General features: G+C 26.4%; 18 protein-coding genes and 1 pseudogene. 2 read left to right on the forward strand and 17 right to left on the reverse strand.

Features of this window, described 5'->3' with window-relative positions; genetic code table 11:
* Positions 1-134 precede the first annotated feature (134 nt).
* Positions 135-3,017, reverse strand: a complete 2,883-nt coding sequence (locus ACH36K_RS14570) for an ABC transporter substrate binding protein (protein ID WP_411168333.1) — start codon at positions 3,015-3,017, stop codon at positions 135-137.
* A 232-nt stretch (positions 3,018-3,249) separates the two neighbouring features.
* On the opposite strand from ACH36K_RS14570, the gene ACH36K_RS14575 reads away from it, so the two are divergent.
* Positions 3,250-3,891: an undecaprenyl diphosphate synthase family protein gene (locus ACH36K_RS14575; RefSeq protein WP_411168334.1), complete on the forward strand. Its 642-nt coding sequence runs from the start codon at positions 3,250-3,252 to the stop codon at positions 3,889-3,891.
* Positions 3,892-4,051: 160 nt separating this feature from the next.
* On the opposite strand, the gene ACH36K_RS14580 is transcribed toward ACH36K_RS14575, so the two are convergent.
* Positions 4,052-4,495, reverse strand: coding sequence for a hypothetical protein (locus ACH36K_RS14580; RefSeq protein WP_411168335.1), 444 nt, complete (start codon positions 4,493-4,495; stop codon positions 4,052-4,054).
* A gap of 276 nt (positions 4,496-4,771) precedes the next feature.
* On the reverse strand, positions 4,772-5,314 hold the full coding sequence (locus ACH36K_RS14585; RefSeq protein WP_411168336.1) for a DUF4865 family protein: 543 nt from the start codon (positions 5,312-5,314) through the stop codon (positions 4,772-4,774).
* A gap of 222 nt (positions 5,315-5,536) precedes the next feature.
* Between ACH36K_RS14585 and ACH36K_RS14590 the strand changes: the two genes are divergently transcribed.
* Positions 5,537-6,415 (forward strand): LysR family transcriptional regulator, encoded by an 879-nt coding sequence (locus ACH36K_RS14590; protein WP_411168337.1) that lies wholly within the window; start codon positions 5,537-5,539, stop codon positions 6,413-6,415.
* A gap of 274 nt (positions 6,416-6,689) precedes the next feature.
* Here ACH36K_RS14590 and ACH36K_RS14595 read toward each other — a convergent pair whose 3' ends face one another.
* The 14 genes and pseudogenes from ACH36K_RS14595 to ACH36K_RS14660 all read right to left on the reverse strand — a co-directional run bounded on the left by ACH36K_RS14595 (position 6,690) and on the right by ACH36K_RS14660 (position 17,995).
* A complete protein-coding gene (locus ACH36K_RS14595) occupies positions 6,690-7,049 on the reverse strand; it encodes a hypothetical protein (protein ID WP_411168338.1) in 360 nt (119 codons plus the stop codon).
* 131 nt (positions 7,050-7,180) lie between these two features.
* On the reverse strand, positions 7,181-7,732 hold the full coding sequence (locus tag ACH36K_RS14600) for a cysteine hydrolase family protein (RefSeq protein ID WP_411168339.1): 552 nt from the start codon (positions 7,730-7,732) through the stop codon (positions 7,181-7,183).
* Between the two features lie 140 nt (positions 7,733-7,872).
* The gene (locus tag ACH36K_RS14605) at positions 7,873-8,640 is read right to left on the reverse strand and encodes an SDR family NAD(P)-dependent oxidoreductase (RefSeq protein ID WP_411168340.1); all 768 of its coding nucleotides are present in this window, start codon (positions 8,638-8,640) and stop codon (positions 7,873-7,875) included.
* A gap of 171 nt (positions 8,641-8,811) precedes the next feature.
* Complete coding sequence (locus tag ACH36K_RS14610; protein WP_411168341.1) at positions 8,812-8,976, reverse strand: NAD-binding protein; 165 nt, start codon at positions 8,974-8,976, stop codon at positions 8,812-8,814.
* A 125-nt stretch (positions 8,977-9,101) separates the two neighbouring features.
* Positions 9,102-9,893: a Tim44 domain-containing protein gene (locus ACH36K_RS14615; RefSeq protein WP_411168342.1), complete on the reverse strand. Its 792-nt coding sequence runs from the start codon at positions 9,891-9,893 to the stop codon at positions 9,102-9,104.
* 342 nt (positions 9,894-10,235) lie between these two features.
* Positions 10,236-10,466: pseudogene (locus ACH36K_RS14620) on the reverse strand (ATP-binding protein); the annotation flags it as partial.
* Between the two features lie 251 nt (positions 10,467-10,717).
* Positions 10,718-11,512, reverse strand: coding sequence for an ABC transporter ATP-binding protein (locus ACH36K_RS14625; RefSeq protein WP_411168343.1), 795 nt, complete (start codon positions 11,510-11,512; stop codon positions 10,718-10,720).
* Positions 11,487-12,383 carry an ABC transporter permease gene (locus ACH36K_RS14630; RefSeq protein ID WP_411168344.1) on the reverse strand — a complete coding sequence of 299 codons (897 nt, stop codon included), beginning with the start codon at positions 12,381-12,383 and terminating at the stop codon, positions 11,487-11,489. The genes ACH36K_RS14625 and ACH36K_RS14630 overlap by 26 nt, the downstream gene beginning before the upstream one ends.
* On the reverse strand, positions 12,383-13,384 hold the full coding sequence (locus ACH36K_RS14635) for an ABC transporter substrate-binding protein (RefSeq protein WP_411168345.1): 1,002 nt from the start codon (positions 13,382-13,384) through the stop codon (positions 12,383-12,385). Before ACH36K_RS14635 ends, ACH36K_RS14630 begins: the two co-directional genes overlap by 1 nt.
* Positions 13,385-13,684: 300 nt before the next feature.
* Positions 13,685-14,107: a HutP family protein gene (locus ACH36K_RS14640; RefSeq protein ID WP_411168346.1), complete on the reverse strand. Its 423-nt coding sequence runs from the start codon at positions 14,105-14,107 to the stop codon at positions 13,685-13,687.
* 312 nt (positions 14,108-14,419) lie between these two features.
* Positions 14,420-15,667 carry a cation:proton antiporter gene (locus tag ACH36K_RS14645; RefSeq protein WP_411168347.1) on the reverse strand — a complete coding sequence of 416 codons (1,248 nt, stop codon included), beginning with the start codon at positions 15,665-15,667 and terminating at the stop codon, positions 14,420-14,422.
* A gap of 4 nt (positions 15,668-15,671) precedes the next feature.
* On the reverse strand, positions 15,672-16,292 hold the full coding sequence (locus ACH36K_RS14650; protein ID WP_411168348.1) for a TetR/AcrR family transcriptional regulator: 621 nt from the start codon (positions 16,290-16,292) through the stop codon (positions 15,672-15,674).
* 104 nt (positions 16,293-16,396) lie between these two features.
* Complete coding sequence (locus tag ACH36K_RS14655) at positions 16,397-16,960, reverse strand: nitroreductase family protein (RefSeq protein ID WP_411168349.1); 564 nt, start codon at positions 16,958-16,960, stop codon at positions 16,397-16,399.
* Between the two features lie 66 nt (positions 16,961-17,026).
* Positions 17,027-17,995, reverse strand: coding sequence for a helix-turn-helix transcriptional regulator (locus tag ACH36K_RS14660; RefSeq protein ID WP_411168350.1), 969 nt, complete (start codon positions 17,993-17,995; stop codon positions 17,027-17,029).
* Positions 17,996-18,232 lie beyond the last annotated feature (237 nt).

An 18,232-nucleotide genomic window follows, 5' to 3' on the forward strand; every position in this document is an offset into this window, starting at 1 on the left:
ATTCTATATTGTATACTTTAATATCATTCAAAAATATATTAAATACATAAGTGTTACTTAGCATTAACCTAATTTAAATCACTTTTAATCCTACTAAATAAGGACAAAAAATAAAGGACGTAAACTAACGCCCTTTATTTTATAAGTAATTCAAATTCTCCTGGAGAAATTGGTTTACTAAAATAGTAACCTTGTATTTTATCACATTCAATTTCATTTAATATATCTAGTTGCTCTTTTAATTCTACTCCTTCAGCAACTACAGTAATATTCATTTCATGTGCAAGTTTAATTATACATTCAACTATATCCTTATCATTTTTATTTGTATGTATATTATCTATAAAGGATTTGTCTAGTTTTAATTTATTAATTGGAAGCAATCTTAAATAGTTTAATGAAGAATATCCTGTTCCAAAATCGTCTAAAGCAATCTTAATTCCTAAATCTCTTATATCTTTAAGAATTTTCAAGTTTTCTTCTATATTGTTCATAAGTATACTTTCTGTTATTTCTATCTCTAAATATTCAGGTGGCAATTTAGTTTCATTTAATATTTCCTTTATTGTATTTAGAAAATCTTTCTGATAAAGTTGAGTGACAGAAACATTAACAGATATGTGTACAGAATTAATGCCCTTATCAATCCAATACTTAGTTTTTATACATGCATTTTTAAGAACCCATTCCCCTATTGGAACTATAAGCTCTGTTTGTTCTGCTAATGGAATAAACTCAACTGGAGATATACTTCCAAATTTAGCATTTGCCCATCTAAGTAAAACCTCGGCTCCTTTAACTTTACCATCAGTTAAATCTACTTGCGGTTGGTATAATAAGTTAAGCTCAGATCTAACAATAGAATTTCTAAGCCCATCTATTAATTGTGATTTTCTTATTATATCTTTAGACATTTCTTCACTATAAAACAAATGTCTGTTTTTCCCTTTTTCTTTTGCTTTATACATTGCTATATCTGAATTTTTAAGCAACTCATTTTTGGTTAAAGCATCCTTTGGAAACATGCTTATTCCAATACTTGCTGTTGTAAATACCTTTTTATCTCCTATATAAAATGGCTTTTTAAACAAATCTAATATTTCTATAGCAACCTTTTCTATTTCTATTTTGTCTTTAATTCCTAATTTTAATATAAGAAATTCATCTCCAGCAAGCTTACATATAAACTCATTATGTTTTAAACTTTCCGAAAGTCTTCTTGAAACATTTTTTAAAAATTCATCTCCATAGTCATGTCCTAATGTATCATTTATATTTTTAAAATTATCAATATCTATTAGAAATACTGCCCCTTCATTACCACCTTCTACGCATTTTAACAATTCATTATCAATGGTCTCTAAAAACATATGCTTATTAGGCAAACCTGTTAATTGATCATAGAATGCTAAAAATCTGTTTTTCTCTTCTGTTTTTTTTCTTTCAGTAATATCAGATATAGAGCCAGACATTTTCACAGGTTTTCCCATACTATCTATTAAAGCCTTTCCCCTTACAAAAACCCACTTTATTCCACCTAAGTTATCTAATATCCTACACTCCACTTTAAAATATTGAGCCTCTTTATTTAAATGCTCATAAAATAAGTTTACTACTTTTGATATATCCTCTTTAATTACTAATTTTTTTAGTATAAAACTTATATCATCACTATAATCAATTTTATAGCCAATTAAACTTTCAAATTTATCTGATACATAATATTCCTTATTTTTAAAACTATATTCCCATATAATACCATTTGAACCGTCAATAGCAAGTTTATATCTTTCCTCAATTATTTGAAGTTCATTGTATTGATTTTCAAGAGACTCCTCTGTAGCTGCAAGTTCTTCATAAACTGCATTTAGTTCCTCATAATTTCTATTTAACTCTTTTTCTGTTAAAATTCTTTTTCTAATATTTGAAATTAATAATATTATTACTATTAAAAGAAAAATAATTAATCCTATTATTATATGTATTTCTAGCTTATAATCCTCATAAACAGAAAATGGCTTATTTATTATTTTATAATTGCTTGGTAATTTATCTATATTTATTTTATACTTATTTAATTCATTATAATTAAAAATAAATTCACTTGGAGATTTTTTAATAATTGGTATGTTTTCTACTTTTTCTCCTTTTAAAATTTCAGCTGTCATTTGCGCTGCTACTTTACCTTGACTATATCCATCTATAACTTTTCCACCCATTATTTTATCGGTTAACAAAACATCCCAACAAACGTAAATAGGCTTATTAAATCCTTCTAATGAATTTTGAAGTCTTTCATATGCTATATATTCTCCATCTTCTTCTTTTAACTGTCCAATATTTAATACTGCTGTTTTTTCGCCTAAGTTATCTATTTCTTTTAAAGCTTCTGTTACTTCTAAATCTTTATAAAAATAAAATTTAACATTATGACTAAATTTAGATATAACCTTCTTAGCTAGTTCTTCATTAATTTTTCCAGTGGTTGTACTATCACATATAATAGCTATATTTTCTATATATGGCTGCATATATAATATACTGTCTATAGTGGATTTAACATCTATTTCTTCAACTATTCCAGTAAAATTAGCTTTACCTTTAAGCATATCTTCATTAAAATCATTTATCCCACAAAAAACTATAGGTGAATCTCGAAATATATCTTCTCCATAACTCACCATAAAATTTAATGCATCGTTATCTGAGCATATAATTACATCAAATTTAGTATCTTTATATTTATTTTTATAAAGTTTATATAACATATTTATATATTTGTCACTTCTATTGTTTTTTAAGTCCATAAATTCATAATATAAAAGTACACTATTATTAGTGTCTAATTCGCTTTCTATACCCCTTTGAATATCCCTAGTCCACTGAAGTTCTTCGCTATAAGAATTTAAAATTAATACCTTTTTATTTTCCTCAGCTTTTACAGGTAATTTAAAACTGAATAATATCCCGCAAAATATTATAGTGAAAATAAAAACTTTTTTAAATTTCCCCTCCAAAATATCCCTCCCTATAAAGATATAGATTTTAATTATTTAAATTATAATTTCTATTTATTTTTATTAAATTGTAAATCACTTTTCCATTTTAATACATTTTTTACCATAACTAATCATTTTAATTATACTTAAAATATCCATTCTTTTCTACAATAAAAAACATAAATTTACGTTTATTTCACATTCTTCTGGATAAACTACTATTATAAATTTTAACTTTTATGGAGGAAATATGAGAGTACCAGAACATGTTGGAATAATTCCTGACGGTAATAGACGTTGGGCTTTATCAAATAATCTAACAAAAGATAGAGGATATGAGTATGGGATAAATCCTGGCCTAGAATTATTTAAACTTTGTCAGAAAGAAAATATAAAAGAAATAACATTCTATGGTTTTACTGTAGATAATACTAAACGACCTTCTGAGCAGAAGCTTGCATTTATCAAAGCTTGTATTGACTCTGTCATGCTTTTGACAAAAGAAGATTGTGAAATATTAGTAATTGGAAATACTGAATCAAAAAATTTTCCAAAAGAGTTGCTTTTATTTACTACTAGGCAAAAGTTTGGATCTGGTGGTATTAAAGTAAACTTCTTAATTCACTATGGTTGGGAATGGGATTTGAATTTATTAAAAGAATCTCATTCCTCCAAAAAGCACATTTTACCTTATATACATTCAGAGGACATTTCTAGAATTGACCTTATTGTAAGATGGGGAGGTAGAAGAAGGCTTAGTGGATTTTTACCAGTTCAGTCTGTTTACTCTGACTTTTATGTAATAGACTCTTATTGGCCTGATTTCACTTCTAAGGATTTCTATAATGCTTTAGAGTGGTATAACGAACAAGATGTTACTCTTGGCGGTTAAAAAACTAACTTTATGAAAATGTAATTAATTTTTATTAGAATTTAACCACTTTTAGGTAGTGTAAAATAGCCTGTGTAAGCTTCAGAAGATGCTATAATAAATTATTATTATAAAATATTCACAGACTATTTTACATTCTTAATAGAATACTACTCTACTTTTAAAAATCATCATAATACTTTTGTCTAACTTTCCTTGTAAAACCGTAATCAATAATTATTGGTCTTCCATTAATTATGCCCCAACTACTGGCTCTACGTAAATCACCAGATAATAAATTATATTTGTATTTAATATTCTTAAATTTCCTTAAACTAAAGAGTTCTTCAATGCTTCTAACTCTAAAATAATCAAGTACCTCATCAAAATCATTTATCTTATATGCTTTCTTCATTATTACGATACTAAAATCTTCTGAAGCTTTTATAACTTTTGCAAATAAATGAGAGGAATCTATTGATGAGATTCTATATTCAGTCTTATTCTGTGCAATTCCAGCTCTATTTTTTGCCACTTTCATAACATATCCATTTCTTAAGTCAAATACATTTCGTGATGAACCTGAACCAATATATCTATAGTTCCCTTGTCTCATATTGAACATAATTTATCACTCATTTCTATCTTTTGTTTATAATAATCTAACTATAGACGTAAAAAAATATTATATATATATTATTTTATTCCACCAATAATCAATTAGTTCATAATTCATCACACTTTTCTTTATTTTTGATATATATTTCTCTTAATAATTTAAATAACTTTGGTAAAAAAAGGATATCTAAAGCAAATTACTTTAAATATCCTTTTAATTTATAAAAATAAAATTTTTATAATCTATTTAATAAGTCTTTAAATCGATATAAAAATCATGGTGTTATTCTTGTGATACATGAAGTATATTATAAACTATCCCTTTTTCTGTTTTTACCTTACTTAGATCATCTATAAAATAAAAAATATTATATTTCCATTTATCTGGGTTATAAATGACTACATATTCAACATTTTCAATCTTAGGCATTTCTTTTTCTATTTCATATTTTATATTCCTTAAACTTTCTTGTGGTGATATTTCTCTTGTTATTTCAAATAAATATTTAATATCTTTAATTTTATATGTTGTTGTATCAATTAATGGTACTCCTATATTTGCTTGCTGCCATCCAAAAGAACTTATTATATTATCATAAAATCCATTAAACAAAAACTTATTTAATCCATTGCTATCTTTCCAAAGATATAAAGGACAATAACTATTCTGTAAGTTTTTATTTTTTCCTTTTTCAGTTATTAAATATAGTTTAAATTTCAAATCATCAAATCCATCTGTTTTATATCCATTATTCTTTACTCTATCCTTTATTATCTTCATATCATAATTACTTGGTAATACAATATTATATTGAGTTGCTATCATTTAACTATATCCTCCCTTTGCTTTCTATTTCACTTGTATACTTCAACTAAAACTTGATTTTCAAATCAATTGCTAATAATTTTAATTATATGATTTAATGATTTAATAATTTATTTATTAGTTTTGACACTTATAGTTTAACTCGCTATATAAAAATTGTATAATACTTATAAATAATATTTAATATCATTATTAGTGATATTAAATATATAAATTACTATTTTGAAAGGTATTTATAGTATGGAGATTAACGATTTAAGAATATTCCAAATGGTTGCTTATGAAAAATCTATATCAAAAGCGGCTTTAAATCTTGGATATGCACAATCAAATATTACGATGAGAATTAAATTGCTTGAAAGTGAATTGAAAACTACTTTATTTATAAGGAACAATAAAGGTGCCATTATTACTTCCCAAGGAGAAAAGCTACTTAAATATGCAGATAAAATCATTAATTTAGTAGATGAAGCTTATGAAGAATTCATCATTCCTAAAATTAATTGTAAACTTAAAATCGGTGCTACCCAGACTATTTCTGCATCTCAATTACCTAAATTATTTACTTTATTTCACGAAGAAAATCCTACAATATCTTTAGAATTAAAAACAGAAAAAAAAGAGGCTCTTCTAGATAATCTTATAAAAGGTGATCTAGATGGTGCTTTTATATATGATAATTATACATCTGCACAAGTTATGGAAGTCTTTAGTTTCAAAGAAGAATTTGCTCTAATATCCTCTATAAATATTGATGACACTAGTAATATTACAGCACCAATAATAGTAGCTACGGATGGTAATTGTCCCTATCGTAACATTCTAAAAAAGTGGTTTACTATTAATAATGCTAAGCCTACTAATATAATTGAGTTTGATACTTTAGAAGCTATTCTTAAAGGTATATCTGAGGGACTGGGGGTATCACTTTTGCCTAAAAGTATTCTACCTAAAAAACACAATTTTAATGTTTATGATTTAAAAGATTATTTTAATGAACTAACAATTAAATTTGTAGTAAATAAAAATATACAAATTAATGATTCTCTTAAAAGCTTTATTGCTATATCTAATAAATATATAACAAATTTTTTTCAATAATTTTTATGTTTTTAGGTTTATATTCTTGAACTATAAAATGCATTTGGATAATATCTATTACTTTTAATATAATTGAATTTTATATAACTTACTAACTATAAACTTAAATAATTCTAATTATCACCATAAAAATAATAACTGGAAGTGATTATTTTATTTAAAATTCACTTCCAGTTATTATTTTAGAAACCTCGTTATTAAAAAAACAACTTGGTAAATTACATATAACGAAAAATGCTACTACGCATTTATTTACAATATCACTTGTTAATAATTACCAAACAGGAAAGAAAAATGGTGGTGCAAAGAAAGGATATCCTAATAGAGCTAATCCAGCTATCGAGTTAAATGGAAACGCTCTAGGTCTAAAACGCCTAAATCTTCTTTGCTGACGTCCACCTTGTCGTTGTGGATCAAACTGCATTCCATCATCTTGCTCCATTACATCCTCACCAACTAATATTATAACACGATCCTTATCCATATCTTGGATAATTCCATCAAGCGTACTTCCGTCTACCATTGTTACAACAACATGAAAGTGTAAACATCTTTTGCATTCATCATGTAAAGACTGTAGGTCCCTATAATAATTATTTCCTTCTAAATTCATTTTTGAATTCCTCCCTTCCAATAATATGCTATTCTCTTACATAAAAAATGTGCCATAAAGTTAATAAATATTCTTTTAAATAAAATGAAGCCCTCTGGCACTTTGTCAGAAGGCATTAACATTAAAAAGATGTTTTCTTATTTAATTTATTGTTATTGTTTCTCTCTGTTTACTACCTTTCCTTGTAATCCTTCAATTACATCTAAAGTTTTCTCATGTAAGGATTCATTGAAACTAGCACAAAGACTTCCATCAACTATAACATTAGCATTTTTGTATTGTGATTGAAACATTACAACATTACTTATTACACATATATTAGTAACTACTCCGACAATCTCAATTTCTTCAATATCTTCTCCTATTTCATCAGCTAACTTTAGCATATCACTTGGAGACATTCCGAAACAATGTTTTTTATAATGTATCGTATTTTCTCTACCCCAAAACTCTTTTAACTTTCCATATAGTTTATGACCTTCTGTACCTTCTATACAATGCATAACCGGTAAGTTTTTTCCCTCTCTAGTTTTTAAATAATCTTCAAAATGTGTGTCATAAGTAAATAACACCTTATCATTATTATTTAAATATTTATTTACTTTATCATATATTCCTGCTTCTAAAGTTATAGCTTTTTCAAACCCTAATGTTCCATCAACAAAATCCTTTTGATAATCAATAACTACTAATAATTTTCTCAATGTAATCCCCCCTAGATTCTAACACCTTTATTTTTTATCTTATTTCTCATTCATATTTCTATCGAAGTTCTCTGTTAATATTTTATACATTTTAAGTAAAAAATTAAAAGGTGATATTTCACCCTTTAATATTTATTATATTATACTATTGATAATCCACCATCTACTACAATATGTTGTCCTGTTACATAACTTGATGCATTAGAAGAAAAATATAAAATAGTTCCATTTAACTCACCTTTTTTAGCTGGTCTAGATGTTGGACAAAGTAAATTATACTTAGCTAAAAATTCTTGAGATTTAAATAATGTATCTTCAGTCATTTCAGATTCAAATAATCCTGGACAAACAGAATTTACTGTTATACCAAATTGAGCATAAGATGCTGCCATACCTCTTGATAGCCCTAAAACTGCCGCCTTGGAAGCATTATAAGAATGTCTAATAAACACATCATTTTTATCTGCTAATAATGCATTAATTGAACTTACATTAACTACCTTACCATAATTTTGTTTCTTCATAACTGGAATAATATACTTACTCATTAAATAAATACCTTTTACATTAGTATCCATGCTCTTATTCCAATCTTCTTCGCTAAGAGTATCTACACCACCACGAACTGCTATACCTGCATTATTTAATAAAATGTCAATTCTACCAAACTTATTGACTATAGTTTCTACTGCTGATTTTACTTCTTCTTCATCTGTAACATCACATTTAACAGCGATAGCCTTTACTCCTAAACTTTCAATTTCTTTAGCTAATTCTCCTATTTTCTCAGCTCTTCTTGCCAATAAACATACATTAGCACCTTCTTTAGCATATGCAATTGCTGCATCCTTTCCCAATCCACTTGATGAACCTGTAACAACTGCTATTTTACCTTTTAAATCAAACATAATTATACCTCCCATACCCTCGTCATACCATTTTACACTTTTTACCATTTAGTCTATTATATATCAAAATAGAAAAAAAGTCTTGTAAAATATTGTTATTAAGTCAAAACCATCAAATACAACTATGGATATTGCAATATAAGGACATATAAATAGCTTCATCAAACACTTTTAAAATAATGCAATTCCCTTAATGCACACTACACCCAAATTATTATTAATATGTTCTAAAGCTTTATCTTTATTATCTATAACAGTTATATTATCTCTTTCTATGGATAGATATTTAGCCAAAGTATATCCCACTTTACCTACACCGACTATAATAATGTTCATTTTAATTCTCCTTGTTAACTGATCTTAGTCATTAAATTTACTAGAAATATTTAAAAAGAGATTTAAAGCAACTACTTTAAATCTCTTTTTATTAACTTAAACTTCTTTTTATAAATATTTTACTATCACTTAGATTCTTTATCTTTCATATTTATATCAAAGAAATCCAAATCATTAATATCATCAATTTGTTTTATTTCATCTAATACCCATCTTTTTTCGCTTTTTATAAATTTCCAATATTCTTCAAAATGAGTAGCTCTATACTTATTACCTTCTATTATTTCATTTGTTTCCTCATTTATTGTGTAATCAATTGATTTTGCTCTTATATGAATCCATAAACAATCACTACTAGTTCCATCCTGATCTTTTAATGCAATAGGAGTAGCACTCAATAATTTCATTTTTTCTAAAATATTTTTTTCTTTTCTTACTTTCATCCATCCTGTTTTTGATTTATGTCTTATGTATAATTTTTCGCTCATATACTCTTTAGCTAAATCTTGATTTCTCTCCATCCAAGCAATTTGAACCTTATAAAAAGCTTCTTCTATGTCATTCTTTATATTATCATAATCCCAATTATGATCATTCTTAGCTAAACTCTTTATAGCAGAAATACTTTTTACTTTCTTTTTACTAAGCCTTACTTTTAAAACAATTGTTCCTGCTGATCCAATAATAACAAACATACTAATATTAATTATTGAAGCTATTGGATTACTTCTTCCTCTATAACTTCCACCTGGTGAACCAACGTGAGATGAGCTGCTGTTTCCGCCACCTCCTCCACCACCTCCGCCGCCTCCACCGCCAGCTCTAGCATAAGCAACTAGTGGTCCATTAACAAATAAAATTACTAGTATTATTACTGAAACCCTTTTTAGAAAATCACTAACCTTAAAATTGTTCATTATTCTCATCCCTTTAAATGTATAAACTTTACTATTTACTTTACATAAGTTTTTAAAACACTAATTTTACTTGAACACTATTAATTAGTTATATGTCTTAATAACATATAAAATATTTATTGTAACTTATGTATATTTTATCACATACTATTTTTTTACAAAATAGCTTACTTATATAATAATTAAATATTTATATTTAATTATTATATTTGAATCTACTATATTCAATATTTAGTTTTTTTCTTTCTCTTATATAAATATTAAAATACAAATTTATTTAAATATGAAAGGTATTTAAAATGATAACCTCGAAATACCTTAATTGATTAAATAAATATTATTTTAAATTAGTTCTATTGGCAATCTAACTTCGAATATAGTTTTATCATTATCACTATAAGCAGATATAGTTCCATTATGGAGCTCTATAATATTTTTGGTTATTGATAGGCCTAATCCAGAACCTCCTATATTACTATTTCTTGATTTTTCTATTCTATAAAATCTATCAAATATATATGGTAAATCCACTTGTGGTATGGATTGGTCATAGTTAATAATTTGAACTAATGCCTATTGATTAAAAGCTATCTATGTAGTTAACTTACAATACTATTTTATTTCTTCCTTCATTGTTTTTCTTTATCAGTATTTTACATCAAAACAAAAGAGTGTCGACTTTGTCGACACTCTGAGTTGACTTCTAAAAATATAGAAATCATCTTTTAAATTTTTATACTATTCTTTAATTATATTATTAAATCCTACTAATTTAGTATTAATTTCCCTTAGAAAAAGCCCATTAGCCTTATTTCACTAGTATATTAGTTTAACACAATTTCATCATTTAAGATTTTATTATTTTCTTCAGAATTAAATATTTCTAAAATCTTTTCTTTAGTTAAAAGCTTTTTTTCATCACCAGATAAATCTAATATAATTTCCCCATTATGGAACATTATAATTCTATTGCCATAATTTATAGCATGACTTAAATTATGTGTTACCATAAGGGTTGTAGTATTATTTTTTGAAACTATTTTATCAGTAAGTCTCATTATAATTTCAGAAGTTTTAGGATCTAATGCTGCTGTGTGTTCATCTAAAAGCAAAAGCTTAGGTTCAGATAAACTTACCATCAATAAAGTAAGAGCTTGTCTTTGCCCACCTGATAAAAATGATACTTTAGTATTTAAAGAATTTTCTAGTCCTAGATCTAAGGTTTTTAAAAGGTCTTTAAAAAATTCAATTTTATCACTTCTTAACCCAAATGAAAATCCAAATGGATTACTCTTATTAAATGCCATAGACATATTTTCTAATATTGTCATAGATGGTATTGTTCCAAGCTCAGGATTTTGAAAAACTCTACCCATTTTCTTTGTTCTTTTAAACTCTGGTAAACTTCCTATAGACTTATTCTCTAAAAATATATTGCCGTTATCATGATTAGTTAATCCTGAGATAATATTTAAAAGTGTAGATTTACCAGCTCCGTTGCTACCTATTATAGTTACGAAATCACCAGAATTTATCTCTAATGAAAGGTTCTTATAAATTGTTTTTTCATTTACAGTTCCTTTATTAACTACTTTAGTTATATTCGTTAACTTCAGCAAGATCCTCACCTCCTTTTGTAAATAGCTTTCTTATATTAATTTTAATTGCATTTTTATTAAAACTAAGTGCAATTACTACTATTAAAGCTGTTATAAGTTTTAAATCCGTTGGTGGTAATCCAAGAGCTAAAGCTATTGATATTGTTGATTTATACAAAATAGCACCTAATACAATAATAGAAGTATTTTTTAAAATTTTAACATTTTTAAATAATGATTCACCTAATATTATTGAAGCAAGCCCTATAATTATTGTTCCTGTTCCCATTGATATATCGGAAAATTTTTGATATTGGGCCATTAGCCCTCCCGAAAAAGCAACTATTCCATTGGAAATCATAAGTCCCCAAATTTTTATCATTCCAACATCAACCCCTAAAGATGTTACCATTTGAGGGTTATCTCCTGCTCCTATTAGTAAAAAACCTGATTTAGTCTTTAAAAATAAATCCATGCTTAATTTTACTACTATTGCCATTATTAAAATAATTATAATTTTAGAGTTTGAACCTTCAAATATATTGTCTTTAGAAAATAAAGCTATATTTGCCTTACCCATTATTCTTAAACTAATAGAGTATAATCCTATCATAACTAAAATTCCTGATAAAATATTAGTTATCTTTAACTTTACATTTAAAAATCCAGTTACCCCACCTGCTATTATCCCAGAAAGTAATGCTAATAATAGAGATAAATATGGATTTAAACCCTTTAGTAATGCTGCTGCACTTACAGCGCCTCCTAAAACAAAAGTTCCATCTACAGATAGATCAGGAAAATCTAAAATTTTATAAGTTATATATACTCCAATAGAAAGCATTCCAAAAATTAAACCTTGTTCAAGGATGTTTATAAGAATATCTTGCATTAATTCTCACCATCCTTTACAAACTTGGCTTTTGCTGCTAAGTCTTCAGGTATTTCAATATTTAATTTTTTAGCTGTAGATTCATTTATAACTAAAGTTGTTTCCTTTAAAGTTTCTACAGACATATCTTTAGGATTCTTTCCATTTGCAATAATCTCAGAAGCCATTATACCTGTTTGGAATCCTAAGTTGTAATAATCAATTCCTTCTGCAGCTAAAGCTCCACCATCTACATGAGCTTTTTCAGCACCTATAACTGGAATACCCTTTTCTATAGCCTTTTCACTTATAAGTGGCATAGATGAAGCTATTAAATTATCAGTTGGAGTATATAATACATCTACTTTTTGCAATATATTAGCCAATCCTTGAGACATATCATTAGAACTATTAACACCTAAAGAAATTATTTCAAACCCTTTCTCCTTAGCTAAATCTGTAGCTTTTTTTACTTGAAGCTCAGAGTTTATTTCACTTGTGTTATATAATATTCCTATTTTTTTTGCATTAGGTATTAGTTTTTTTATTAAATCAAACTGCTTATCTAAAGGTAACTCATCGCTTGTCCCAGTAACGTTAGTATTAGATTTTTCCATTGATTCTACCAGTTCTGCCTTAACAGGATCTGTAACAGCTGTAAATAATATTGGAATTTGTTTTGTTAGATTATAAGCTGCTTGTGCAGCTGGAGTAGCTATTGCAAATATTAAATCTTTTTTATTTGACACAAAATTGTTTGCCATAGTTTGAGCTGTAGGTATATCACCTTGAGCATTTTGAAGATCTATTGTAAAGTCAACATCTTCTTTAAGCCCCTTTGATTCAAGTCCAGCTTTAAAACCTTCTAAGGATAAATCCAAAGCTGAGTGTTCAACAAACTGAAGAACTCCTATATTTGCAATTTTTTTTGATTTTGCTGCGTTATCATTGCTGCAGCCAACTAGAATAGAGGTACTAATTACAGCACCCAAAATTGATGTAAGAATTTTCTTTCCTACCATACTACCATCCTCCATATATATAATTTTTTTATAAAATTAAAGCTATCTTGAAAAAGACAACTTTTTAAACACAATATGCTACAAAACTACATTTCTTCTATACTACAAAACTACTTTTCTATTTACATCAGTAATTATTAATCTCAATAATAAATATTGATGTATTTTTGTTAGACTTATAATATATCAATTTATAATCATTGTCAATAAATAATTATTGAATTTTTTTGTTTTATTTTGAAAATATTATACAATAAATGTTTATCTATATCTCTATTTTTAATGCTAATTTAAACTAAATTATATATGTAATTCAGGAATAGACCTATGAGCAACTCCCATAATTACCTCATTTAAATGAAGTAATCCACCACTTAAAAATATGGATACACTTATATGTTCATGTGAACGTGCAATTCCTATTTTCCCTCCAACATTTAATCCATATGCCTTAGGTGCTATTTGCATAAGCACTTCTTTAGTAGCTCCTGCTACTGCTCCATCATGAAGATGGCAATCATAAATTAATCCACTTCTTTTAGCCGCAACCAAAGTTCTTTCTATTATTTTAGCTGTTGACTTAGAAAAATCACCACCTATATCTACAGCTGTAGCTAATATTTCTTTATTTTTAAAATCTTTTATTAATACCTCCTCAGATTCTCTTGTTGATATAGCCATCATAATAGATGCTTTTGCAACATCTGTACTTTTGTTTTCCATCAATTTCACACTCCGTTCAATCATAAAATTATTTTTTATGTTTCATTATATCATAATATATAATAAACATATTTACTATATAACTTTTTTAATTATTCAAAAATTACGTCTTGAATTTTACTTAATTTATAATTATGTTTTTGTTTTATTTTCTCAATCATAACCTTTACTAAATAATATATTTTCTAGTATCGCTAACACGAAAATAAATATAAACAAAAAAAGTTGTAAGCAAATCTAATTCACTTACAACTTAAAATCCTTATACTTAAAAATTTATTATTAATAAACTAATTGCCTTTTATATTTATATTAATTACTTTCACAAAGCTCAATATCATCTCTCTTATTAAATTCTCCTGACCATTCAAAGGCTTTCTTAGCAATAATTACTGCAATTACTTCATTGATTACTGCTGCTGCTGCTATTGTACCTTGCACAATTTTTGCACATTCTGGAGCTGGACCTGCTAAAGTTGAAACTGCTATTCCTGTAAATACTAATGATACTCCTGAATGTGGTAATAATGTAAATCCTAAATACTTCTTTACAGTTTGTGGTGAATTAGTAATAGATGCTCCCAAAAATGCTCCGCTATACTTTCCTATCGCTCTTGAAATAATATAAATTGCAGTAAATAAACCTGCGCCTAATATTAAATGATAATCAAGTGGTGCACCTAAATTTAATATTACTATAATCATAGATATATCTAAAATAGGACTAACTGCACTCATTACTTCCTTTAATCTCTCTTCTGAAATCATATTAGCAAATGTAGCTGAAAAAGCCATTCCGATTAACATAAAGTTTAATACTGGCTTAGGTAAAATTATATTATTAAATATAAATCCTATACCTGCAGATATCAATATAGTTACTATTAAAATAAACATAGTTTTTTGTAATGTATTCTCTTTTTTAAGTAACAATCCTGCCAAGAATCCTGTAGCTACTCCAATGATGATTGGTAATAAAACAACAAATAAAACTATATATATAGGAACCTTTTGTTCCGAAATATTAGCAGATATAATTCCAATAGTTGAAAAGAAAACAACGACTCCCACCATATCATCAAGTGCTGCCATAGGAATTAGTGTTCTAGTTACAGGCCCATCTGTTTTAAACTCTCTTACAATTGATAATGCTGGTGCTGGAGCTGTTGCAAGAGCAATACCTCCAAAAATAAACGCAAGATATAATGGGATACCTGCAAAGTAAAATACAACTGCAAAAACTAAACTAACTATAAAAAATGTTCCTAAGGATTGAGTTAAAGTTGTTATTATAAGTTGTTTACCTGATTTTTTAATTTCTTTCCAAATTAACTCTGTTCCAATTAGAAGCCCTACTACACACTCTAGAATATGTATAATAATTTGATACCATTGAGCATTTAAAATAGTTTCATTTATAAGTCCTACTGCATGAGGACCAAGTATCATCCCCGTAAGTAACCATCCTAAAATAGCTGGTAGTTTTATCTTTGAAATTAATTTACCCATAAAAAAGGCAAATACAACTGCTAATGATAATTTTAATATTGAAAATACCATATTTTTATTCCTCCTTTATAATTCCATAAAGCATAATATTTAATACTTTTTCAAGCTTGATTTCATGTGATTTAATCAAACCATTAAGCTCACAGTCCTCATATGTTTTACTTTCAAAATATCCATTGAACATTTCTTGAAAAATCAAAAAATATTCTATTGCTTCTTCCTCTGTTATACCTTCTCTTAGCGTTATTTTACTTAAAGCAAATCTATAATTAATTATATTAAGATTATCAAAATTCTCCCTTAGAATTTTAATTTCTTTTTTTAAATGCATAGGTGGCTGTAAAACTGCATTAAAAAATATATGACTTAAATAAATATTCTCTCTAAAAAACCGATATCTTAAATCTAAATATTTTTGCATAATATTCTGAAAATCATTTTTATCAGACTCTTCACTTTGAATATAACTTACAAATTCATCGAAACAATACTTTACGCAACTTAAAAATAAATCATCTTTATTTTTATAATAATGATAGATAAGTCCTTTTGAAATATTATTATCATTGCAAATATTGTTTAAAGATGCATTTTCATAATTTTTAGTTCCAAATTCTACAATAGCTGCATTTAATATTTTATCTTTGCTAATTTTATTTTTTTCTTTTTGCTTCATTTCCTTTCCTCCAAACAAATACAGACCATATGGTCTATTTTTATTCTAACAAAAACAAACCATATGGTCAACAATTTAAATGTTATTATTTTGTAAATAGTAAACTAAAAATCCAAATCATCTAATTTTTGCCAATATTCATAATGTATTATTTCTTCTATATTCTTTCTTGGACGAGGCTTAGGAATTTCATCTGCATATCCAACAGGGATAACAGCTACTACATATTTATCCTCTGGTATATTTAATATTGGTCTAATTTCATCTTGAGTAAACCAAGCAACCCAGCACGTACCTAATCCTAACCTTTCAGCCTCAAGTACCATATGCTCTATTGCAATTGAAACATCTCTTATTACAATTTTAAGCTCTGGTTGTGGACTACTCTCATTAAGAGATATCTCTATATCCTCTTCTATTCTTTCACGTATATCTGCAACACACACAATATGAATTGGTGCAGTATTCATCCATTTTTGATCATGAGATACTTTTGATATTTTTTCCTTAGTTGATTCTGATTTAACTATAATGAAATGCCAAGGCTGTTTATTCCTACCTGATGGAGCAAGTCTTGCACTTTCAATTAATTTAATAATTTTCTCATCTTCTACAGGTTTATTACTATATTTTCTTACACTTCTACGAGTTTCAATTTCTTTAATCATATAAACTCCCCCTAAATTTATCTAACTCTATTATTTAATATATTGTTTGTACTTTAATGCTTAAGATCAACTTTCATAAATTTTATTTAAATTATTTAATTCTTCTTTAATCTTTTCACGAATCCATAAAGGTTCTACAACTTCCATGCTTCTAAAAAACCTAAATGCAAGAGATATATAAAAATCTGGTTTCATGGTTTTTATATCTATAATATAACTATCTTTTTCTTCAATAATTTCACCATATTTAAAAAATACATAGTCTTTTATATCAGGATATAGTTCTTTCTTTATTTTTAATTTTATAAGTACACTTTCCTTGTTTCTATATGCGCTTTTAAAACAACTTGTACTATAGTAATTTTCCATATTAGAATCTTTAGTATCCTCAAACACTTCATCTAATAATGAAATACTCTTTATTCTTTCAATATTTAAGCGTATTTTTGAATTACTTAATTCTGAAAATGCAACAATATACCATATTCCATCCTCAAAAACTATGCCATAAGCTCTTATTATATGCTCCACTAAATTAGATTTAGCATCTTCATTATAAATTGCTTTCATTTTCAAATTATTTTTAAGAGCTTTTTTTACAATATCAAAAACATAAGCATTTTCTATATTTATATCATTATATTTTAAATCAAAAATTATTTTATTTTGAATATCCTCAAAATCTTTTTTTAAACATTTAGGAACTATATTTTCTATTTTTAAAAATGCAGAGTTTATAAAAGCTGAATAGCCTGGAATATTAACTGTATCAATAATTTTTTTAGATAAAAGTAAAGAAAAAACTTCATCTTCGTTAAACATAATTGGAGGTATAAAATAATTTTCTAATATTTCATATCCCCCTTCACTTCCAGTATAAGATATTATTGGTATATTCATTTCACTTAAAGCTTGAATATCTCTGTAAATCGTTCTAATATCTACCTCGAAAGTATCCGCTAACTCTTTAGCAATCATTTTCTTATTCTTTTTTAATGCTAAAATAATAGCCATTAGCCTTTCTATTTTCTGCATAACATATTACCATATATAAAAATATATTTTATATCTCTCATATTAATTTTCCTCATATTTCTCCACTTCTTTTCTTCATAAAAATTTTCTTATTCTTATCTTTTGATATATATTAAATTACATCTATAGAAAAACCCCCTTATATTTTTTATTTCTATCTCATACAAGAATTGTATCTTTTAATTAATTTTAAAGTAATAATATCATATAAATACTGACATAGACCTGTCAGTATTT

It is taken from the genome of Clostridium sp. MB05 (assembly GCF_046581255.1).
GTDB lineage: Bacteria > Bacillota > Clostridia > Clostridiales > Clostridiaceae > Clostridium.